Raw genomic sequence first — 21,845 nt, 5'->3', positions numbered from 1 at the left:
TTAGTTATTATAAGGTTCTGAAATACTCCAATATAGCTCTCGCCTCTTCTTCGGTGAGATTTTGGTTGGCCATTGGCGCCCCATTAAATTCCATCAACAATTCTCTTGCAAGAGGATCTTCTTGAATCATTACTTCGGGATTTAGAATCATGTTCATCACCCATTCTGGTGTTCTGCGATTCAAAATTCCTGTGGGAGATGGTCCAATGTACTTTTTGTCAACTTTATGACATGCGGTACACATTTTTTCATAAACGTCTTTCCCGTGAGCGACCATCTTTTGGTCAATTTCTGGAGCAAGCGTTACGGACGTAATGGGCCCAACACCTTTGTTGGTAAGATCTACTCTTTCAGATGCAGCTACTTTGTTTTCAACTTTAGTAGGTTGCTTTTCAGGTGTGCTTTTTTGGTATGGATCTGTGGTCTTTTTTTCTCCATCACCACAACCCACAACCAATGATACTGCTAGTATCATTAAAATTTTTAGTGTTTTTTTCATTTCTTGATAGTTTAAGTTTGCGAATAAAATTTGAGCTAGATGCTTGTTTAATAGAGCACTGTGCCTATTTTTTAGTTTTATTTAACAAATTTAAACCTTAAGCATTTCAAAATATATGATAAAAATCATATTTAGGATAATATTGTCCTATTTAATAGATTTGACAAAAAATGACACATCATCAACGAAATCCTTATTGGAATCCTTGTCTGCAGATTGTTAGAAACAAAAAATCCTTCAAGAAGATTATTACCATAATTTCTCGAAGGATGATGTCATGACTTGATCGAAATTTTCAGTATAAAATTTCCGACAAAAGGTCTTATTTACTGTACGTGAACAATTTTGGTTTAAACACAAACATGGCCCAGCCCCAATTCGTAGTGTTGTCTTTGTTACCACCTTTCAAAACTTCCATAGTTCCTGTAGCAAACATTTGAGAATAGCCCAACTGGAAATCAATAGTATCTGCAATTTTATAGCCCAAGGAGAAATCAATTTCGGTGCCTAAATAATTGTCTTTTTCATTGCCCAAATTGTCTACAACTGTTGCTGCAGATGAAAACACATGTGGGACGAGTTGCAAGGTCAATTTTTCCTTTTGATATTTTATAGGAAGATTGACATCCAATAATCCGACAGAATTAATATGGTTGCCCACATAAAAATAATCCATCCAACCGTTGAATTTATGATTGGTACCAAACAGCGGATTGAATGCTTTAATATCTGAATCTGTTGTATTCATATCTGTACCGGATAAGTACTCTGCTCCTATGCCCACATTAAAGTTTGATGCTACTTGATAATGCAGATTTCCCGCCAAATTATAGGCACTCAAGTCTCTATCAGCAATTTGTCCTGTTTGAAAGTAGACGGATGCATCTGCTTTCAACTTATTCTTTCCAAAATTTAAAAAAGCACCATAAGTTTGGTTATAATCCACTTCTTGATCGCCATCTTTATCAAAGGTAAATCCTGTATTTAGCGCTAAAAGACTCAAATTTAGATCATCAAATTTTGTATGGTACCACGCATATTGAAATGCCTTGTAGTTATTGACATCATAATCCGTTTTAAAAAGGGTTTCATCTTCTTCATTTAAAGCGAGCCCCACATCCAATCTGTTTTTGGCATTAGGTTGGTAAGTGGCAATAAAAGCATCATGGCTTCGTCCTGTTTGTGCCCAATCTACATTTCCAAAAATCCGCGAATCATCATAAATAATTTCCTGACGTCCCATTTTAAAGCTAAGTAGCGAATCCAAACGGAAAGATGCCCAAGCTTCATGGATAGCCGTTCCATTTGCATCACTGGCAGACAAGGTGTTGACGTCTCCCCAAACCCTAACATTTTGCAAAGAAATATACGCATTCAGTTGTTCGCTGCCATAATTGAAGTTAAGACGCGAGCGTTGGGATACAAAAGTGGCGGCATCAACATTATCTGGAATTAAGGTTTTAAAACCGTGACGGTATTCAAAACGTGGTTTCAATTCGAGATTGATGTCAAATTCTTGGGCAAAGGCTGTGTGACCCAAAATGCCGAGACATGCTAAACTGATTATTTTTTTCATGGTTTTTGATTTTAAAGGATCAACCTATACAGGTTTTGATTTTGACGTTGATGCGATTGAAGATTGGGAAGTTATTTACTTGCAATTGCTTTTTTGATATGCTCCACCGTGGCATCAGAATTAACCCCAAGCCCTTCTTGTTGAAATACCATCTCCCCATCTTGATTAAACACACTGATAATGTTGGAATGTGAAAAATCCAATGGTGAAATTTTCTTATAATTCACGGCCATTACGGCTGCAAACTCTCTCGTATTGTCTTCAGAAGAACGTAAAAATAACCAAGGCGCTGTATCCATAACATTTTCTTCAGCAAAAGCTTTTAACCGTTCTGGTGAATCGGTTTTGGGATCGATACTCACGAAAACCATCTTTAGATGGTCTTTGCCATCTTTAGGCAGTTGCGCTTCAATGTTTCGCATATCGGCCACCAATCTTGGACAGGCCGCTTTGCATGAGGTATAGATCATGACCATCACCAAGACATCGCCTTTAAGCTCTTCAAGTTGAAGGTCCTCTCCATTTTGGGTGGTCCAGGTTGAGGTCAGATTAAAAATCGAGGTTTCCGAAATCACATCAGAAGACATTTCCGTTTCCGTTACCGTTTCAACAGCTTCTAAATCCATATTACAAACCGGACAACTTCCAGGCTCTTCATAGGTTTTATCGCCTTCACATGCCATTGGGCATTGGTAAAGTGCTGTGTCTTTGGAGGTGTTTTTTTTACAGGCACTGAATGAGATCAAGAGAATGCTGCAGAGTATAAAAAATATTTTTTTCATGATTATTTAGTGTTTTCAGCGTCTGTCGCACAACGAAAGCCGAGATTTTTGATGGCGTAATTCGCTTTGATGCTGCCTCTAAAGGCATAGCGCATAAATGCTGCATAATTCATCAAATCTGTAGCTCCGAGAGAAGCGCTTCCGCAGAAGAGATTGTTATCTTTCTCATTGTCTTTACGAGACTCTCCGGAAAGTAATACTGAGTTAAAATCAGAGGTCCATTCCCAGACCAAGCCATGTAAGTCATAGACACCCCAGTAATTTTTCGGGTTTTCTCCAATCTTATTTTCATTGGATCGTGGCGCTTCGTACCATGACAAAATTTGTTGGTTGTAAGATTTTTTTATGCGTGCATCCTTGACGGTTTCATCGGCCATGGCGGCATATTCCCATTCATCCATAGTTGGCAAACGTTTGCCCTGACAGTCGCAATAGGCTTTTGCCGCAAACCAACTCACATAGGTAACCGGACTGTTGAGCAATTCGCCATCTTTAAGCTCAAGATCATTTTTCCAGTTTCTTAAATAGGTAGCATCTGCAAAGATTGCTTTGGCTTTAGATTTTTGCCATTTTGGATATTCCCTGACAAAATCGAGATACTCGCTATTGGTTACAGGATACACATCCAAATCAAAATCTTTGACTTCAACTACAGTGGAATCCCTTCCGTATAACGGAATATAACGTGCGCCTTCTATACGCACCATGCCTTCAGACTGTCCATAACTAAACATATGGAAAAGAATCAAAACAATGGGCAATCTGAAGATTTTAGTACGCATTATTGGATGTTTTTAATTAATAATTTGTTGTTTTTAGTTTCTAGCCTCTAGCTTCTAGCTTCCAACTTCTAGCTTCCAACTTCTAGGTTCCAACTTCTAGCTTCTAGCTTCTAGCTTCTAGCTTCTAGCTTCTAGCTTCTAGCTTCTAATTTATGGTTTCAAGTTCAATCTCATCTTCAATTTCAAATTCGATTTCAAATTCAATTTCAACTTCAACTTAAATTTCCATAATTATGATTATTTGCCACTCACTTTTTTGACCATTGCAGGTGTAACCACTGTTTTGTTGTTGCCCCAACTGTTGTATACATACGTCAACACGTTGGCTACTTCTTCTTGAGAGATCATTTGTTTGGTCATGATACTGTTGTATTTCACGCCATTAACTGTAATTTCACCTGTTAAGCCGTGAAGTACAGCGCCAATAGCTCTGTCAACATTAGCATTTAGATAATCTGACTTTGCCAAAGGAGGGAATGCATTTGCAATACCTTGTCCTTCTGCTTGGTGACAAGCAATACAGGTTTGACCGTAAATTTGCTTTCCATATTCCATTTGCTCAGCGAACGATTTTGCAGGTATATCAGATTCTTTAATTTCATCTGTAGTAGGCATTGTTTGGATCCCAGGACCTTCAGGGACATAGATATTATCCATCAACTCTCCAGAAAATATTTTCTTATCTTTTTCTCCTTCTACTTTCAACATACCTAAAGCACCTTTATTAAAGGCTCTAAAAATAGAGTGATCCACTAGAATAAATGTTCCTGGCACTTCAACCTTAAATTCAACTATGGCCGCGCCTCCAGCAGGAATCAAGGTAGTTTGAACGTTGGTATTCACCAAATCGCCACCTTCCACATAAACTTTGTCGAAAATTTCACCGATGACGTGAAAGGACGATACCAAACCGGGTCCACCATTACCGACAAATAATCTGACAGTTTCTCCAACTTTAGCTGTTAAGGCACCGTCTCCGGTTAAAGCCCCAACTTTACCATTAAATACAACATAATCTGCATGTTCATCTACTGCTTTCTGCATGTCAAATGGCTGTAATCCACGTTCTCCATTGGCACCTTTAGTGTAGAAATCACCTTGCATTACGTAATATTCCTTATCTACAGGAGCTAAACCACCTTCTGGCTCAATTAAAATTAGGCCATACATTCCGTTAGCAATATGCATCCCTACAGGAGCTGTAGCACAATGGTAAACGTATAAACCAGGATTCAACACTTTAAATGAGAATACTTTTTCGTGACCTGGAGCAACAAAAGAAGATTCTGCACCACCACCTGGTCCATTTACGGCATGCAAGTCAATATTATGTGGTAATTTATTATCTGGGTGATTTTGTAAATGGAATTCAATTTCATCTCCTACACGAGCTCTGATAAAACTACCAGGAACTGATCCTCCAAATGTCCAATACACATAGTCGACACCATCAGTCATTTCTCCTACCTGTTCTAGGATTTCCATTTTTACAATTAGTTTTTTGGCTTTACGCTTCCCAACTGGTGTTGGCACGTGAGGGGGCGCCGTTAATTCTGCAATCATCTCTCGACTGACTGGAATTTCTTCAGCTGAGGCATATTCGGTTTTCTTGTCATCAAAACAACTGAACATTAATAATAATGACAGCAGTGAGACTGATTTTAATAGTGGTTGTGATTTCATGTTGTAAATTGTTTATAGGTCAAAATTAGCGAGATCAAATAAAATAATATATGACAATTATCATATTTAGGACTTTTTTGTCCTAATTTAAAAAAAGTCAAAAAGAAGCTGAACCTCGGTTCAGCCTGCTAGTTTACAAATAAGATTATATTAAATTTTAAAGGTCATGACGGGTAAGTTGGCGTGGTTTGCCAAATCTTCAGAGATGCTGCCCTCAAAAAAGTGTGCCAAGCCTTTTCTGCCATGGGTGGGCATCATGATCAAATCTGCCCCCACAAGGTTTGAAAAATTGAGAATTCCCTTTTCAATGGAATAATCTGATACGTAGTGTACATTATTCAATTGGTTCATATTGCCATCGGCCTTCATTAAGAAATTGGCAACTTGTTGTTCCATTTCTGCGGTGCTCTTAAAATTCTCACCAGATACATTGACATATAAGAGATGAATTTTGGAGGAATCCTGCAAGATTTTTGAAGCTTTAATGTATGCACTAACGCTTTCATCTGAAAAATCTGACGCAAAAACAACGGTCTCAAAGTTGAGATTTCCGGGTTTTTGCTTAATCACCAAGACAGGTATTTTTGAATGGCGCACCACCTTTTCAGTATTGGAGCCTACAAAAACCTCCGTAAAACCGCTAACACCATGAGATCCCATGATTATCAAATCGGCATTATGTTCTTCTGCTACTTCACTCACCTCACTAAACACCTTAAAATGTTTGACAATGGGAGTAATTTTTAAGTCCTTCCAGATAATCCTTGTTTAAGAATTCTTCAAATTTTTGTTCGGCAAGTTTTAGAAAGAACAAAGCTTTCGGTTTCTGTCCGTCATCAGTTGCTGTCAACAGTGCATCAGACATTTCTAACATGTGCAAGGCCAAGATTTCTGCATTATTCTGTTTTGCCAAAATAGCGGCTGCTTCAAGAGCATACTCAGAATATTTTGAAAAATCAATTGGTACAATTATTTTATCCATAGTAGTAGGTTTTAATTAGTAGTAGTTATTAATTCTAAAAAAAAGGTACTGATATATAGGCAAACATACAAAAGAAAGCTCATGATTACCATTTAATTAATATTGTGGTCCCATTATACCGTCATTGAGAACAATTGGGTTTGTGGCTGTTTGCGTCTCAAAAGCAAATCGAAAGCCATACAGATGTTTCTTACAAAGGGCTTGCCTTCTTCTGTAACGGTCAATTTTGTGCGATTGCGTATTAACAAACCATCACTTTCCATTTCTTCCAAACCACTAAGTACTTCTGGTAGTTCTTCAAAAAAGAGTCCGTTATCATCCCATGAGGTCTCAAATTGACACATTAAATTAAGAATGTGCTGCCTAATGATCAAGTCTTCAGAATTTAGGATATGCCCTTTTACAACTGGAATAATCCCTTCGCCTACCAAGTGGTAATATTCTTCAATGTTTTTGACGTTTTGTGCAAATCCGTACCAGCTATCACTAATAGAGGAAACGCCCAAACCAATCATTCCCCTAGTCTTTGAAGCGGTATAGCCCATAAAATTGCGGTGGAGGGTTTTATTTCCCATAGATTGGTACAGAGAATCTGACGCCAGTGCAAAATGGTCCATTCCAATTTCATGGTACCCTGCTTCAGAGAGTAATGTTTTCCCCAATTCGTATTGCTGACGCTTGGAAGTACCGGAAGGCAAATTGCTTTCATCAAAGCCGCGTTGCCCATTTCCTTTTATCCAAGGCACATGAGCATAGCTGTAAAAAGCAATTCTATCAGGTTTCAGCGATTTTGTTTTAGCGATGGTCTCTCTCACATGTGCTTCGGTTTGAAATGGCAATCCGAAAATAATATCATGGCTTACAGAAGTATACCCAATAAATTTGGCCTGCTCTGTTACGCGTTTCACATTCTCAAAAGGCTGAATTCTGTGAATGGCTTTTTGAACGTCTTCATTATAATCCTGCACGCCAAAACTGACCCGTCTAAAACCGAGGTCATAAAATGTTTGTAAGTGTTCTTCTGTGGTATTGTTGGGATGCCCTTCAAAACTAAACTCATAGTCCTTGGCCAGGGTGGCACGTCTTAAAAGACTATTGATCAGCAAATTTAAATTTTCAGGAAGAAAAAAAAGTGGGTGTACCACCGCCCAAATGCAATTCTTTGATTTTTGGCCTTGAAGGCAGCAGATCACAATAGAGATCCCACTCTTTTATTAAGGCATTTATATACGGAATTTCAACACTGTGCTGCTTTGTGATGCGCTTATGACACCCGCAAAAGGTACACAGACTCTCGCAAAACGGCAAGTGGATATAGAGGCTTAAACCTTCTACCTCATTGCTTTCTTCAAATGCTTTAAGAAGTGAATCTTTCCATTTATTCATTGTAAATGTTGTCGTATCCCAATATGGAACCGTAGGATAGCTCGTATATCTGGGACCGGCTACATTGTATTTATCAGTTAGAGACCTCATCATTGTAGTTGCTTAATTTTAAGCCAAAATTATCTTAAATACGCTATAAATAATATGATATAAGTCATGTATTAAGGGCGTTTTAAATTAATTTTAAAATTCTAAGAGGGGTAGACAGTTTGGTAAGATTCTTTATTTTCTATTCAGACGCTTGCATTCCTCTTAATTAAAACTAACTTTAATATTTTAACATTAAAACCATAACCCATGAAAAGATTATCAATTATGCTTATTGCTATTGTGGCCTTAGGCATGTCCACCTCTTGTAAAGATGACAAGAAGGAAGCCAATTCAGATATGAACGAAGAAATGCCAATGGAAACGAAGACCGTCGAAACCAAGAAAATACAAGTCGACTTAGAATCGAAAAGTGGCAGTAACGTAGAAGGCAACGCTGTATTTACTGAAGAAGACGGTGTTGTGACAATGGTTGTTGTAGTTAGCGGACTTAAGGAAGGTGAGCACGCGATCCATCTTCACGAAAAAGCAGATTGTTCAGCAGATGACGGCACTTCTGCAGGAGGCCATTGGAACCCAACCAACCAGCCACATGGCAAATGGGGAAGTTCAGAAGGCTACCATAAAGGAGATATAGGTAATTTTATGGCTGACGCCAACGGTAACGGCACCATTACTATGACCACTGATGAGTGGTGTATTGGTTGTGGAGATTCTAACAATGATATCGTAGGAAAAGGAATTATTATACATGAAGGTATTGATGATTTTACCACACAGCCAACAGGTGATGCTGGAGGCCGCATAAGTTGTGGTGGCATTATCCAATAAGTCTACATTGAACATTTTAATAAATCGAAGCCGCTTTTGAAGCGGCTTTTTTTCTTTCCATATATTAACTACTTTTGGCACATCAAAAAAAATAAGATGCAATTAGAATTATTGATCTCAAAATTTCAGAATAAGGACGAAAAGGCTTTTGAAGAACTCTATACTATGTACGGCAAAAGTATGCAGGGTGTTATTTACAATATTGTGAGAGATCATGATATTGCAGAAGAAGTAATGCAGGACGTTTTTATAAAAGCTTGGAATAATGCCAGTAGCTACTCGGCAGAGAAAGGAAGGTTTTTTACCTGGATCTTGAACATTGCCAGAAATGCGGCAATTGACAAAACGCGATCCAAGGCTTTTAAGAACTCCAAAAAAAACCTCGACGCTGATTATTTCGTAGATATTTTGCAACACAGTGACAGTTTAGATGATAAAACGGATGCTATAGGTATCAAAAAATTTGTGAGCCAGCTTGCCAAAAAATGTATAGAAGTTATTGAGCTTTTATACTTTAAAGGCTATACCCAAAAGGAAGCTTCAGAAACTCTTGATATGCCTATTGGCACCATTAAAACACGGAACAGAAATTGCATTAAGGAATTAAGAACTATTGTACTCAAATAACATGAATATAACCGCTTACATAGAATCTGGAATTTTAGAGCTATACGTTGCAGGTGCGCTTTCAGCAAACGAAAACAAAGAAGTGTATGAGCTTATGCGTCAGCATCCAGAAGTACTTCAGGAAGTTTTGGAGATAGAAGCTGCTATTATTAAGTTAACCGCCGCGACCTCTCGCCAAACCACTAACGGATTATTTGAAAAAATACAGCGCCAATTAAACACTAAAACATCAGACACAGAAACCAAAGTAGTTTCCATTGCCAAACCTAAATACAATTGGTTGACGTACTCAGGTTGGGCAGCAGCCCTTGTTATTGGTGCAGGATTATTTTGGACAGTCATACAGAATAATACCTTAGAGTCTAATTTAACTACTGCTGGCATAGAAAACGCCTATTTGGAAGCGCAAATTGCCAACTCCAAAACAGATCTTGCCGCTACCAAAAATTTGTTGAACATCTTACGAGATAAGAACATCATCTCTGTGCCTTTAGGAGGTCAGGGTGATTTTGCAAACACGTACGCCAAAGTATATTGGAACAAGAACGACAACAGCATTTATTTAGATGCCCAAGGATTACCGGAGGCTCCTGAAGGGAAGGTGTACCAAGTTTGGTCACTAAAACTAAACCCTTTAACACCTACCAGTTTGGGTACTATTGATGATTTTAATGCCGATGATAATAAAATCTTTGCCATTGCCAACGCTAATGATAGTGAGGCCTTTGGGATTACTTTAGAACCAGCGGGCGGCAGCGAAACCCCAACCATGGAACAATTGTACACTTTAGGGGTTGTTGCAGCTTCGGCACCATAAGCTTTTTTTGTTTTGATATCACTAGCACCAACGTATTGTTGGTGCTTTTTTGTGCGTAAAATTTTTTAGGTGCGGATAGACGCCATGTTCTCATGACGTTTGAGATAAGTATTATAGAACCTAAAATGGTTCAAGAAGACTTGATTATTTTTTTTATTTTTATTCATATTGACATATTGTGATTTCTGGAGAGTTTACATGGAAAAAAGAATCCTCCATGTTAGATCCTGGCCACAATCTAATAACTTTTGGACACTCGGTTTCAACTTAACCACATGACTAAAAAAAGAATTATAGGATTGGTATTATGGTGTTCAGGAATTGCGCTTTATTTCGCATTAGAGAATGACGCTGCCAGTCTCATTTCGGGTTTTTTAGTTGCTTCCAGCATATTTTTCCTCACCGCCAAAGCAACATAGGCAACTTTAGAAGGTAACACAATTAACTATAAAACCTCTTTAAAACAGGAAAGCACCTAACCATATTGCTATAGTTAAGCACTTTCCACAAACAAAAAACTCTAAAAAACAACCACAACACCTTGTGGTCTCTTTACAAAAATGAGCAGCGCTCATCTTTGTTAGTGTTACTATTAATGCTCTCAAATTAACAGTATTAAATAATCGTTGGCCTAAAATTTTATAGGCACAAGTGTCTATACCAAAAAAGGGTTGCTTGGTGTCAATTGGATTTCCACTGCAAAGCGTGTTGCCTATTCTGAACGTTTACTCCTAGAAGATCAGTTTTAAAGTTGGCTCACTTTTTTCGCCATGATTGGGCCCAATTCATAAGCACTTGACACTAAATCTGGCTTGAGCTCTTTTACTTTTTCGAGATCTCCTGCAGCTTTTAAAATTTCTGCGCTGTGGTATATCGCCATGGGCTCTGAGGTTTGTTCCAAAACATATTTTTTGGTTAGCGCCAATGCCTCTTTTAACTGACCGTTTTTAAAATAAGACCAGGCCAGCAAATCATAAGAATGTGGTGTAGGCCTATTATCAACTTCGATCTTAGCAATGGCAATCGCCTCTTGTAAATTCTGGTTTTCTTGAGTGTACAATTGCACATTATAGTAATTGTACATGTCTCCATAAGCTTCATTTTTTACCGCATTGTTATATAATGCAAGCTGTTCAGCTTTGGCTGCCATGTCGCCTTTAAACTCATAAATTTGAGCTTTCAATAAATAATAATCTGGCGCATGATAATCTTTCATCACCGTATTGAGGATACGTAAAGCTTCATCAGGATTTTTTTCATGGGAATAAATAATCCAAGCGATTCCTTTCTTAGCGTAAGCATCGTTCGGGTCAAGTTCCAAAGCCATCAAAAAATGATTGTAGGAATCATTGATTCTACCGGCATGACCATAAAAATCAGCCAAATTGGTATAAGCCCATTGTTTAACGCCTTTTAGGTTGGAAGATTCTGCAACCGCTTTAGCTTTTTCCAGATAGGTAATGGCAGCATCCAAATTTCCTTGGTGGTCACTCCATTTGGCCAATCTGATCAGATAATCAAAATCTGACATGTTTTCAAAACCTTCAAGATATGACTTCGCCAATTTATAGTTCCCTAATTCTAAATGCACATCAAATAGCATTTTTTGAGTGCCTTCAAGATTATCACCATTCAATTCGGCTGTTGTCAACAGCTGAAGGGCTTCTTTGAATTTATGCTGTGAGATATAGTTGGCGGCTAAGCTTTTTAATGCTCCGGAAGATTTGTAATTGTTTACTTCATTAAGCTCTATAAGGTTTTTTTCGGCCAATTTTAAATAGTCTATTTTTCCTGTTGCGGCAAACATTGTAGCATAGGTGTTTGCAATTTGACTTGAGTAAGAATAGGGGTTATAAGCCTCTTCTGCTTTTGTAGTCCAAAAGTCGAAATCCTTTTGGGCATCCATCATATTTTTATTGTCGGCAAGGTCCAAATACCTATTGTAATCTGAGGTATCCGTGACTTTTTTGGATGATGTGTTGCAACTACTTAATATAACCATAGAGCAAATTGCTAAGATATATGTTGAGTTCATGAGGTTGTTGTTTTGAGTTTTTCTTGTGTTTTTTGTCTTTTGTAAAAAAACCCTGAAATAGCATTTCACCATTTCAGGGTTGAGTCATTTTTATTGGTGTGGTGCAGCCAAGTAAGGAAATGAAGTTGAGAATGGTTTGTCATTCGTATCTACATTATCACTTGTGACACCGCCATTATCAGCACCCATTGGGCCACCAAAAATCAATAGCAATTCTGTATCGATCACATCATCTGCCAAAGCACGACCTGTCAATACATTAGTGCCGTCAAAAAATGTGGTTTTTCCGTCTAAAGTAACTGTTAGCACATCTGTAGCCAAGGCGCCTGTAAAGGTTGCGGCATCCATACCTAAAGCATTAGTGGTATAGCCAGCATTCAGAGCTAATAATTTACTTTGAAAAGCAGATTGAAAAGCAGCACCTTGATTAGAAGGCACAGTGGCGTTAAAAGCATCTTTGTTTCCTGTTGATACAAATACCGTATTGATTGCTGGTCTTGCCATTTGATCTTCTTGGGTGTAAGATCCTGAAAAGTCAGGGCCTGAGGTTTCCATGGCGTCATCATCATTACTGCAATTGTAGGCAGTAAGAGAAATAAGTACTGCTATTGCAGCTATTTTTATGTTGTTGAAATTCATAATATTTGTTTTTAAGAGTTTATTGTTTTCTTTTCGATTCTACCCATGAGTTGATGCTTCCTGTACCACCAATCATTGATTTTGGTACTTCCACTACCACTGACATGACATTGGTACCTTTAAACTTGTCTGTTCCTGGATTGTTAAATCCATCAGCATCACCTGCTAAAATAGCATTGAACTGATCAAAGTCAAAGAAGAACGGATCATCTCGCGGACCAGCAAAAAAGTTCATCCCTGCGTTGGTAGCTACAATGGCGTTTGTGCCCGCAGGTGTAATATCCACACTAGAGGCTGTTGCCATGGTACGAATAGTACTGCTCATGCCTGTTTGGGCTGGAGCAACTGGACCAAAGAAATACATCTTTCCATTTCTTGAGGTTGCCTGAATAACTAAATCTTCAATAGCATCTCCATCGGTGTCGATGTTAATTTCCAACATTGTGTTTTCATCAAACTTTGCATTTTGTGTTGCTGTAGGCGATAATAGGCCCTGAACATTCGCTACAAATACGATGTTGTCGGTGTTTTGCCCTTGAAAGGCATAAAAGTCGGTGATGTCATTTGCACCACCAGTTACTGCAGGCGCATCAATGTGATCTGCTGCAATTGTGAAGAAGCCAGCTACCGCAATAACTGCTGCCCCTAATAAAATTTTTGATTTTTTCATAATAATGGGAATTTTGTTAATTATTAATGTCTCTGCCCATACCTACGGAAGAATTAAAGAAGTGGTTTTGTTAAAAGTTTGTTAACACAAAACAGAGGGCCTTTTTAATTTTAAAAGTATCTTTGCGCACTAATTGATTGATGACTATGAATCCCTCTGCGTCTGGCTGGATTAAAAAATTACTGAAAGAAGTTTCAACTGATGAAACTTTTTTGAACACCAGTCTTGAAGGCTTTTATCAAGACCTTAAATATTGTGGTTTTATATATGGCAGCAATGTGGATGCCGTAAGTCATGCGATTCCGAAAAATGATTTGACAGATGAAGAATTGTGCAAGGTCAATTTGATTTTGGCTTTCTTTTATTTTTACAAAAAAAATCCTTCCGAAGAAAAATTTATAGAAACCGTCATCAATTTTTACAGTGCCATTACCGTAAGCAAAACCTCTATTTTCGATTCTATTTTAGGAAAAAAGAAATCAGCCGCCTTATTGGAAGCACTCATTGACAAGCGTGTCCATATAGATGATAATATTTTTACCAAGAATTTCAGTTATTTTATAACCAATGCCCTGTTGTTTGTAGATGTGCTTGCCTATCAACGGTTTTTAGACAGCAATGCAGTATCAGACCAATACTTACAAGATATAGAAACGGCTATAGAAACCGTTGTAATTGAAGTTTTTGAATCTAAGCTTCAGAAAAGCAACTATGACTACAGTTTGACAAAACTGTTCAAACTCTCCAGACGCTACCAAGCCAATGCCCCACTGGATTATGGAAATGCCATTTTTACGCTCAAAACATCATTAGAAAAGCGGTACATTATTGACATTGCCTGTATGGCCTCATGGACCGATACGAAAATTGACCAAAGCGAGAACGCATTCCTAACCGAATTTTGTAATCATTTGGATCTCGATCGAGCAGTTTTGAAGCAGTCCATTTTAGATATTGATACCTTTTATAATTCTAATAAAAAAAATATAGCAGCACTTGGTTCTAAAAATTTTGTGAAGAGTTTTTATGACAACTCCAGCAAGATGGTGATCAAGCTGATTAGCAGAAACAGCAAACGGCTATTGAAAGAATTGAAACAGAGTAAGGAGCTGATGGTACTTTTAACGAAATCGACCACAAGGGAATTGACCGAAGCAGAACACAAAAAAGTTCAAGTGCAATTGCTGGATATTTTTAAATCCATACCAAGTTTGGCCATCTTTTTGTTGCCTGGAGGCGCCATCTTACTGCCTTTGTTTATTAAGTTTATTCCAAAGTTGTTGCCATCGGCGTTTGATGATAATCGGGTTGATGATTAGTTATTCCAGCCAATCCTTAAAGTCTTTAACGCGTTCTCTGGCAACAATTACCTCATGCTCCATAAAGGTGTTCAATTTAATTTGCAGACGGGAGTTGGTATAACTGATCATATCCTTAATAGCATTGACATTGATATAAAACTTTCTGCTGACCCTGAAAAACATAGTGGGGTCTAAATCTGGCTCCAACTGGTCCAAGCTGACATCTAAAAGGTAGTTTCTGCCGTCGTTGGTATAGGCATACGTGCCTTTATTTTCACTGTAAAAACATTCAATATCTTCAGTGGCAATCAATTTGAGATGCTGCCCCACTTTTACGGAGAACCGCTTTTTATAGGTTCTGTCCAAAGGATTGACCAACATACTTTTGATGTCGTTAAAATCGATCATTACTGGTTGTTGTGATGGCAATCGTAATTTAAATTTTGCAACGGCTTTTGCCAAATCAACTTCATCAATAGGTTTCAACAAATAATCAATACTGTTCAATTTAAAAGCTTGCAGCGCATATTCATCATAAGCGGTGGTGAAAATAACGGCCGAATTGATCTCTAGAGTATCAAAAATTTCAAAAGACAGGCCATCGCTCAATTGAATATCCAAAAATATTAGATCAGGATGTGTGTTCTTTTTAAACCAGGCTATGGCTTCTTCAACAGAATGTAGCATGGTGTTGGTCTCAATTTCAAGAGTGCCCAACATTCGTTGCAGGCGGCGTGCTGATGGTTTTTCGTCTTCTATAATGATTACGTTCATTGGTGTGGTTTTTTGAATTGCATAGATACTGCTGTCAGGCCTTACTCCCATTTGCTCTCACGCTCCTTTTCCATTAATTCTTTGATCTTTTTTTCTTCCCAGTTCTTCCCGAGTACCACATATGGCATAAAAACCGAGAGTCCGTGAGCCAAAAGTCCGATGCCCCAAAAGAAGAGCGTCGTAAAATTATGCCATTCAAAATAACCTTCACCTGGGTCCAACTCTTGGACATTAATCACAAAAATCATCAAATTAATCACCACATATACCAAAAGGTGGCTGTAAAATCCGGTAATTTTTTTAACGCGCTTTTTAGCTCTGTCATAACGCTCCTGCTCAAAATGATTTGGTTCCATTAGTTCCATGTTTTAGTGTTTTGTTCTTTTGCCAAGATTTCTTTTATTTTACGTTCTTCCCAGGCTTTTCCGTAACCGAATACGCCAAAGGCATGAAAGATGAGTCCCATTCCCCAACCCAACATTGGGAACCAAAACCATTGGTAATTCCAAGAAGTTTTATAATTGATGAATATTAAAAACGGAATGACCACACAATAAGACACTACGTTTCCGAAGAAGCCTTTAATCTCTTCCACTCTCTTTTTAGCCCGATAATAAGCCTCTTGTTCATCATAAAGATATTTCGTTTCCATGATTGAAGTTTGTTTGGTCAAGATGGGTATTTTCACTTTAAAGACTGCTCCTGATTCGTCAATCAAAACATTCCTTTTGGTCAGAATACCATATCTATTGACTATATTTTGAAGTCCTACGCCCTTCCTGGTTTGAAGGACTTCCTTTTTTTGCAAATTATTCTGCACCACTAAATAGTTATCTTCAATTAGAATTTTAATGTGCAAGGGTTTGGACTCACTTACCGTATTGTGTTTAATGGTATTTTCCAACAGTAGCTGTAAGGACAAAGGCACTACTTTAGCATTCGGATGATCAGCATAGTCTGGGATTTCAAAGTTGATACTGTTTTCAAAGCGCATTTTCAGAAGGTTCATATAGGTTTTGGCAAACTCCAATTCTTCTTCTACCGGCACCAATTCCTTATCTTTTTGCTCTAAAACATACCTGTAAATTTTTGATAAAGACACGGTAAAACGCTGTGCATTATCAGGATTTTCTTCAATTAAGGATGTTAGAACGTTTAGGCTGTTAAACAGAAAATGCGGATCAATCTGATTTTTTAAGCTTTCAAATTGCGCATTGGCCGTGTTGGCAATCACCTTTTGCTCTTTTATTTTATTCTGCTGATAACGGTTATAGAAATAGACAAAATGAAACGTAATCACAATAGTTAGAGTAATCCAAAGTCCGAAACTATAGTTGCCCCAACGTTGCGATTGCAAAAAGTCGATCCATGAAATTCCTTTATAGATACTATATGTGAAGCCATTTAGAATAAACAACCCGATCAACGATATAACCGCCGAACCAAGAACCCCAATCACGATCCGTTTAAGACCTTCTTCTTTTTTCCAATTGAACTTTTCCAGATAGGCAAAATAATAATAATTGGAATACCCTAGCAGAAAGGCATAAAGCTGATAAAAGCCAAAATCAACAAAAAAGTCATTTAGAGTCTCATAGTCAAACCCCTTTGACAACAAATTGCCTATCACATAAACAGCACAACCAATAAAAAAGGTGAGGTATATGGTTTTTATCGATTTGCTCATCACACGCTTGGTATAAATTGTAATATTAGTTACAGGATTTTAGGATGGACTCCGCACGCTCCCGTCCCCAATTGGGATAGAATGGTTTTTCCGGTTTAAAGTTAGCAAAAAGTTCTTTGGCTTTTTCTACATCTTTACAAAACGGCTTTGTATCTTGACCAAAATAACGAGCGCTGCCCATATTCCAATCGGCTCTATTGAGCACCACCATTGGGTTTTCTGGCGCAATCGCATATGCTTTATTATATAAATCTGATATTTTGGCCGAATACTTCATCCCATAAGTCATCCCATCAAAAGCGACCCAATTGGTAAAAATTTGTGCCTGCATCACCAATATATCCGCATTGTCTTTTTCGATTGACATGGCATCATTGAGATAGTTTTGCGCCTTTTCCAATTGTGCTTTTACTTTATCGGCATCCTTTTCTTCCCAGGTTTTTAAACTGTTCAGTTGCGCTATATAGTAGTTTGGCAACCATTGCTCAGGTTCAGCAGCGGCGATACGCTCAAAAAGTTGTTCAGCTTCCGTCCAATTATTGTTTTCCCAAAGCTCAAAAGCCTTTTGCATGCCTTTGTCATAATTAGTCTGTGCTGAAATCATTCCGGTGAGGAACACTGCGATAATAATAATTAAATGTTTCATAAGATTATGGTGTAATGATTAGTAAATAATTTGACATTGTTAGTGTTACAAGCAAATATCGGTTTATCGTTGGGCTCCCTAAAAACTGTATGACTCAATTGTTAAATGCGGAGGATGAATTGTAAACATAAAAGATTTGGTCAAAATGAGATTACTTTAGATTTTACAGTGAGAATCATAATAAAAAATTAAGATTCCTATTCATTATTTGTATAATTCACAAAAATTTAAGAATACCACAGGATGGTATTGAATTTATAATTAAAAAAAGTATATTGTTGTACCCGTTGCTATAAAATAAATTCAACGAACTTTTAGATAGAAAAGCATCACATTCACATTTTATAGATCGAACCTAACATTTTAAAGGAGCATATATTGAAAGAACAACACCACAAGTGGTACTCACCAACACTTAGCAAGGACATTGAAATGCTTGTCTTTGGACATTCAGGATACCCTGTTATACTTTTCCCAACTACTATGGGAAAACATAATGAATGCAAAGACATGAAACTTGTAGAATCTGCCAGGTGGTTTGTTGAGCAAGGTAAAATCCAAATTTACTGTCCAGATGGCATTAATGAACTGAGTTGGTATAATAAAAACATACATCCTTCACAGCGCGCAAAAAACCATGAGTGGTATGATCAATTTATATTAAATGAACTAGTCAATCCTATTTGTAATGAAAAGGGACTCCATAAAGTTGCCGTTGCAGGACCAAGTTTTGGCGGCTATCAGGCTTCAAACTTTGCGTTTAAACATCCAGAAAAAGTGAGCCATATGTTTAGTATGAGCGGTGCGTTTGATATTAAATCTTTTGTAGATGGCCATTATGACGATAACGTATTTTTCAACAACCCTATAGATTATCTTCCGGGTAATAACCATCCTGATTTATGGAAGATGAAAATAATACTTGGTGTGGGTGAATGGGATATTTGCTTAGAAGCGAATGAAAAGATGGCAAAAATACTTAGAGACAAAAATATTCCATTTTGGTACGATGTCCGTAAATGGGCAAAACATGACTGGCCGTTATGGCGCGATATGTTTCCAGAATACCTTTCAAAACTTTAATTAATCCAAATAGACAACCAAAATATACAAATATGAAAAAAATAGGCATCCTTTTCGGAAAAGAAAATACATTCCCTCAAGCTTTTATAGATCGGGTGAATGAAAAGAAAGTGAAGAACATTGTTGCTGAGGCAGTGTCCATTGATATGGTAGAACAAGCCAAACCGACAGATTATGCGGTGATCATTGACCGGATATCCCAAGACGTTCCGTTTTACCGTGCCTATCTAAAAAATGCTGCCATTTCTGGAACTGCGGTGATCAACAACCCATTTTGGTGGAGTGCTGACGAAAAATTCTTCAATAATGCCTTGGCCGAAAAAGTGGGCGTTCCGGTGCCTAAAACCTTTATTCTACCTACCTCCCACCGTCCGCCAGATACCGATGAAAACTCTTTTCGCAACATGAAATTCCCATTTGCCTGGGAGCGCATGTTTGATACTATTGGCTTTCCGGCGTATATGAAACCTCATGATGGTGGTGGCTGGAAGAGTGTGTATCGGGTAGTGAATGCTGAAGATTTATGGAAAAAACACGCGGAGACCGAGCAATTGGTGATGATGCTTCAGGAAGAAATAAATTTTACAGAATATTTCAGATGTTATGTGTTGGATACTGACAACGTCCATATCATGCAATATGAGCCCAGAAATCCACATCATTTGCGCTATGTGATTGATGGGCCACCCGTAAAACAAGAATTGTTGGATTTAGTAAAAAAATACGCCATCCGGTTGAACAAAGCCTTGGGTTACGATTTTAATACCGTCGAATTTGCGATTAGAGATGGCATCCCTTATGCTATCGATTTTTGCAATCCGGCGCCAGATGCCGATATCAACTCTGTGGGTCAGGATAATTTTGATTGGATTGTTGAAAATGCCGCCAATATGGCAATTGCAAAAGCAAAACAATTTAAAAAAGATAAGATGAACCTGACGTGGGGCACCTTCGTAAAAGATCAGATTACTGGTAAAAGAACGACTTTTAAATAGAGACACTCAAGCTTTTCATTCCCGAAGTTTCGCGATTGAAAATCTAGAAGGTTTCAAATAACTAACCTTATCATATGAAATTCACATTAGGAATTGAAGAGGAGTATCAAGTGATCTGCCCAAAAACACGAGAATTGATATCTCATGACCAACTTATTGTATCTGAGGCTGCCAAAATCTTAAATGAGCAGGTAAAGGCTGAAATGCATCAAGCTGTTGTAGAAGTTGGCACCAATATTTGTAATGACATCACTGATGCTAGAAAAGAACTCACCCACTTACGAAAGTCTATTGCAGACATTGCAGATAGTTTAGGCTTTAAAATAGGAGCTGCTGGCACCCATCCCTTTACAAAATGGGAAACCCAGCTCATTACTCCCAATCCGCGGTATGATGAAATTATCAACGAACTACAGGATACGGCGCGCTCCAATTTAATTTTTGGTTTGCACGTGCATGTTGGCATAGAAGACAAGCAATTGGCACTGCATTTAACCAACGCCATGCGCTATTTCTTACCACATCTTTATGCTTTGTCCACCAATTCTCCGTTTTGGGAAGGACGAAATACCGGTTTCAAATCGTTTCGTTCAAAAGTATTTGACAAATTTCCGAGAACAGGAATTCCTGGCATTTTCCAAACGGTTGCAGAATATGAGCATTATATAGACATCCTGATCAAGACCAAATGTATTGACAATCCGAAGAAAATATGGTGGGACATTCGCATCCATCCCTTTTTTCCAACCTTGGAAGTACGCATTTGTGATGTGCCAATGACCATTGAAGAAACCCTAAGTATTGCAGCCTTAATTCAAGCTTTGGTAGCCAAGCTTTACAAGCTCAGAACGCAAAACCTCAACTTCATGCTCTACCATCGCGCATTGATCAATGAGAACAAATGGCGCGCCAGTAGATACGGACTTGATGGCAGCATGATTGACTTTGGCAAGGAATGTGAAGTGCCAACCAAAGATTTAATGATAGAATTGCTTGAATTTGTTGATGACGTGGTGGATGAACTCGGTTCCCGTAAGGAAATTGAACACATCAAGACTATGATGAAAAATGGTACAGGAGCAGACAGACAGCTCGCCGTTTACAATGAAACCAAGGATTTGACTAAAGTGGTCGATTACATTATTGAACAGACCGTTTTAGGAACTTAGAAAAATTGACATGCTTAAAGAAAAATTTAAAGTAGCCATTCTCGATATGAACAACGACCAACCCAACCAAGGGCTACGTTGTATTGCTGACATAGTGAGAGGTTTTGAAGATGAAGTTGATTACACCATATTTAATGTCAGGGGCGCACTAGAATTGCCAGACACCTCCTATGATATATACATTTCCAGTGGCGGTCCTGACAGTCCGCTTGAAGATGGCCCATGGCGTATCCCCTATCTTAATTTAGTGCAGGAATTGTGGGATTTCAATAAAAACTCCGAACACCAAAAGAAATTTATGTTTTTTATCTGTTATTCGTTTCAGGTGGTATGTGATTATTTCAAATTGGGAGAAATGAAACCCAGAGGCAGCACATCCTTTGGAGTTTTGCCCATCCATAAAACAAAAAGAGGCTTAAAAGACCCGCTTTTAAAAGGCTTGGACGACCCTTTTTATGCCGTAGACTCCAGAGATTGGCAATTGGTACAACCTCGGTTAAAGACTTTTAAAGAACATGGTGCTTCCATTTTAAGCTTAGAAAAATTACGCTCCCATGTTGATTATGAACGTGCCATTATGGCTGTTCGTTTTTCTCCAGAATTTGTGGGTACCCAATTTCATCCTGAGGCTGACCCCATAGGAATGAAAGCGCATTTTTTGGCAGATGCCAACAAGCACCGAGTGATTGCCAATTTTGGTGAAGAAAAGTATGATGATATGATGGATAAAATGGATGATCCTGACAAGATTATGAAAACCCATAGAATTATTCTACCACAGTTTATTCGTAGCGCCATGAAACAATTAGCACCAGAACTAATCTCATAAACAC

The 21,845-nt window shown here is 38.1% G+C and carries 23 protein-coding genes and 1 pseudogene; 9 read left to right on the top strand and 15 right to left on the bottom strand.

Translation table 11 applies throughout. From position 1 onward, the window contains the following. Positions 1 to 7: 7 nt before the first annotated feature. The 8 genes and pseudogenes from A9996_RS09160 to hemN form a co-directional block, all read right to left on the bottom strand. Positions 8 to 499 (bottom strand): c-type cytochrome, encoded by a 492-nt coding sequence (locus A9996_RS09160; RefSeq protein WP_066433496.1) that lies wholly within the window; start codon positions 497 to 499, stop codon positions 8 to 10. Positions 500 to 821: 322 nt separating this feature from the next. Then, positions 822 to 2,075, bottom strand: a complete 1,254-nt coding sequence (locus A9996_RS09155) for an alginate export family protein (protein WP_066433493.1) — start codon at positions 2,073 to 2,075, stop codon at positions 822 to 824. A 71-nt stretch (positions 2,076 to 2,146) separates the two neighbouring features. Then, positions 2,147 to 2,857, bottom strand: a complete 711-nt coding sequence (locus tag A9996_RS09150) for an SCO family protein (RefSeq protein ID WP_066433483.1) — start codon at positions 2,855 to 2,857, stop codon at positions 2,147 to 2,149. A gap of 2 nt (positions 2,858 to 2,859) precedes the next feature. Next, positions 2,860 to 3,639, bottom strand: a complete 780-nt coding sequence (locus A9996_RS09145; protein ID WP_066433475.1) for a formylglycine-generating enzyme family protein — start codon at positions 3,637 to 3,639, stop codon at positions 2,860 to 2,862. Positions 3,640 to 3,876: 237 nt separating this feature from the next. Continuing rightward, positions 3,877 to 5,322 (bottom strand): copper-containing nitrite reductase, encoded by a 1,446-nt coding sequence (gene nirK, locus A9996_RS09140; protein ID WP_066433472.1) that lies wholly within the window; start codon positions 5,320 to 5,322, stop codon positions 3,877 to 3,879. Between the two features lie 150 nt (positions 5,323 to 5,472). Next, entirely contained in the window at positions 5,473 to 6,036 is a 564-nt protein-coding gene (locus tag A9996_RS09135; RefSeq protein ID WP_346210596.1) for a universal stress protein, read from the bottom strand. 1 nt (position 6,037) lies between these two features. After that, positions 6,038 to 6,304, bottom strand: a complete 267-nt coding sequence (locus A9996_RS20950; protein ID WP_346210595.1) for a universal stress protein — start codon at positions 6,302 to 6,304, stop codon at positions 6,038 to 6,040. Between the two features lie 113 nt (positions 6,305 to 6,417). Further along, a pseudogene (gene hemN, locus A9996_RS09130) lies at positions 6,418 to 7,783 on the bottom strand (oxygen-independent coproporphyrinogen III oxidase). 204 nt (positions 7,784 to 7,987) lie between these two features. On the opposite strand from hemN, the gene A9996_RS09125 reads away from it, so the two are divergent. From A9996_RS09125 to A9996_RS19875, 4 genes are all read left to right on the top strand, one after another. Then, positions 7,988 to 8,569, top strand: coding sequence for a superoxide dismutase family protein (locus tag A9996_RS09125; RefSeq protein WP_066433470.1), 582 nt, complete (start codon positions 7,988 to 7,990; stop codon positions 8,567 to 8,569). A 96-nt stretch (positions 8,570 to 8,665) separates the two neighbouring features. Next, on the top strand, positions 8,666 to 9,196 hold the full coding sequence (locus tag A9996_RS09120) for an RNA polymerase sigma factor (protein WP_066433467.1): 531 nt from the start codon (positions 8,666 to 8,668) through the stop codon (positions 9,194 to 9,196). A 1-nt stretch (position 9,197) separates the two neighbouring features. Continuing rightward, entirely contained in the window at positions 9,198 to 10,013 is an 816-nt protein-coding gene (locus A9996_RS09115) for an anti-sigma factor (RefSeq protein ID WP_066433460.1), read from the top strand. Positions 10,014 to 10,288: 275 nt separating this feature from the next. Next, on the top strand, positions 10,289 to 10,432 hold the full coding sequence (locus A9996_RS19875; protein WP_157487201.1) for a hypothetical protein: 144 nt from the start codon (positions 10,289 to 10,291) through the stop codon (positions 10,430 to 10,432). Between the two features lie 326 nt (positions 10,433 to 10,758). Here the strand turns inward: A9996_RS19875 and A9996_RS09110 are convergent, their stop codons facing one another. From A9996_RS09110 to A9996_RS20835, 3 genes are all read right to left on the bottom strand, one after another. After that, positions 10,759 to 12,048 carry a tetratricopeptide repeat protein gene (locus A9996_RS09110; RefSeq protein WP_066433622.1) on the bottom strand — a complete coding sequence of 430 codons (1,290 nt, stop codon included), beginning with the start codon at positions 12,046 to 12,048 and terminating at the stop codon, positions 10,759 to 10,761. A gap of 90 nt (positions 12,049 to 12,138) precedes the next feature. Beyond that, on the bottom strand, positions 12,139 to 12,687 hold the full coding sequence (locus tag A9996_RS20840) for a DUF4331 family protein (RefSeq protein WP_066433457.1): 549 nt from the start codon (positions 12,685 to 12,687) through the stop codon (positions 12,139 to 12,141). A 19-nt stretch (positions 12,688 to 12,706) separates the two neighbouring features. Continuing rightward, positions 12,707 to 13,357, bottom strand: coding sequence for a DUF4331 family protein (locus A9996_RS20835; RefSeq protein ID WP_066433455.1), 651 nt, complete (start codon positions 13,355 to 13,357; stop codon positions 12,707 to 12,709). Between the two features lie 146 nt (positions 13,358 to 13,503). Here A9996_RS20835 and A9996_RS09095 point away from each other — a divergent pair, with 146 nt between their 5' ends. Further along, positions 13,504 to 14,676, top strand: coding sequence for an LETM1-related biofilm-associated protein (locus A9996_RS09095; protein ID WP_066433452.1), 1,173 nt, complete (start codon positions 13,504 to 13,506; stop codon positions 14,674 to 14,676). Here the strand turns inward: A9996_RS09095 and A9996_RS09090 are convergent, their stop codons facing one another. From A9996_RS09090 to A9996_RS09075, 4 genes are read right to left on the bottom strand one after another with little or no spacing between them, the layout of a single operon-like run. Then, positions 14,677 to 15,432, bottom strand: coding sequence for a LytR/AlgR family response regulator transcription factor (locus A9996_RS09090; protein ID WP_066433619.1), 756 nt, complete (start codon positions 15,430 to 15,432; stop codon positions 14,677 to 14,679). A gap of 41 nt (positions 15,433 to 15,473) precedes the next feature. Next, positions 15,474 to 15,788: a 2TM domain-containing protein gene (locus tag A9996_RS09085; protein WP_066433616.1), complete on the bottom strand. Its 315-nt coding sequence runs from the start codon at positions 15,786 to 15,788 to the stop codon at positions 15,474 to 15,476. Further along, on the bottom strand, positions 15,788 to 17,119 hold the full coding sequence (locus tag A9996_RS09080) for a histidine kinase (protein ID WP_066433449.1): 1,332 nt from the start codon (positions 17,117 to 17,119) through the stop codon (positions 15,788 to 15,790). The genes A9996_RS09085 and A9996_RS09080 overlap by 1 nt, the downstream gene beginning before the upstream one ends. A 25-nt stretch (positions 17,120 to 17,144) precedes the next feature. Further along, positions 17,145 to 17,765 (bottom strand): tetratricopeptide repeat protein, encoded by a 621-nt coding sequence (locus A9996_RS09075; RefSeq protein WP_066433444.1) that lies wholly within the window; start codon positions 17,763 to 17,765, stop codon positions 17,145 to 17,147. A gap of 378 nt (positions 17,766 to 18,143) precedes the next feature. Between A9996_RS09075 and A9996_RS09070 the strand changes: the two genes are divergently transcribed. The 4 genes from A9996_RS09070 (at position 18,144) to A9996_RS09055 (ending at position 21,841) form a co-directional block, all read left to right on the top strand. Then, the gene (locus A9996_RS09070; RefSeq protein WP_066433441.1) at positions 18,144 to 18,848 is read left to right on the top strand and encodes an esterase family protein; all 705 of its coding nucleotides are present in this window, start codon (positions 18,144 to 18,146) and stop codon (positions 18,846 to 18,848) included. 32 nt (positions 18,849 to 18,880) lie between these two features. Continuing rightward, positions 18,881 to 19,843, top strand: coding sequence for an ATP-grasp domain-containing protein (locus A9996_RS09065; protein WP_066433439.1), 963 nt, complete (start codon positions 18,881 to 18,883; stop codon positions 19,841 to 19,843). Positions 19,844 to 19,917: 74 nt separating this feature from the next. Continuing rightward, positions 19,918 to 21,012 (top strand): carboxylate-amine ligase, encoded by a 1,095-nt coding sequence (locus A9996_RS09060; protein WP_066433437.1) that lies wholly within the window; start codon positions 19,918 to 19,920, stop codon positions 21,010 to 21,012. 10 nt (positions 21,013 to 21,022) lie between these two features. Next, positions 21,023 to 21,841: a type 1 glutamine amidotransferase gene (locus A9996_RS09055; RefSeq protein ID WP_066433436.1), complete on the top strand. Its 819-nt coding sequence runs from the start codon at positions 21,023 to 21,025 to the stop codon at positions 21,839 to 21,841. The last annotated feature ends 4 nt before the right edge of the window (positions 21,842 to 21,845 follow it).

It is taken from the genome of Gelidibacter algens, from assembly GCF_001678675.1.
In the GTDB taxonomy this organism is placed as follows: domain Bacteria; phylum Bacteroidota; class Bacteroidia; order Flavobacteriales; family Flavobacteriaceae; genus Gelidibacter; species Gelidibacter algens.
The sequence above is the reverse complement of the archived record's forward strand: the minus strand, read 5'-3'. Positions and strand labels throughout refer to the sequence as shown.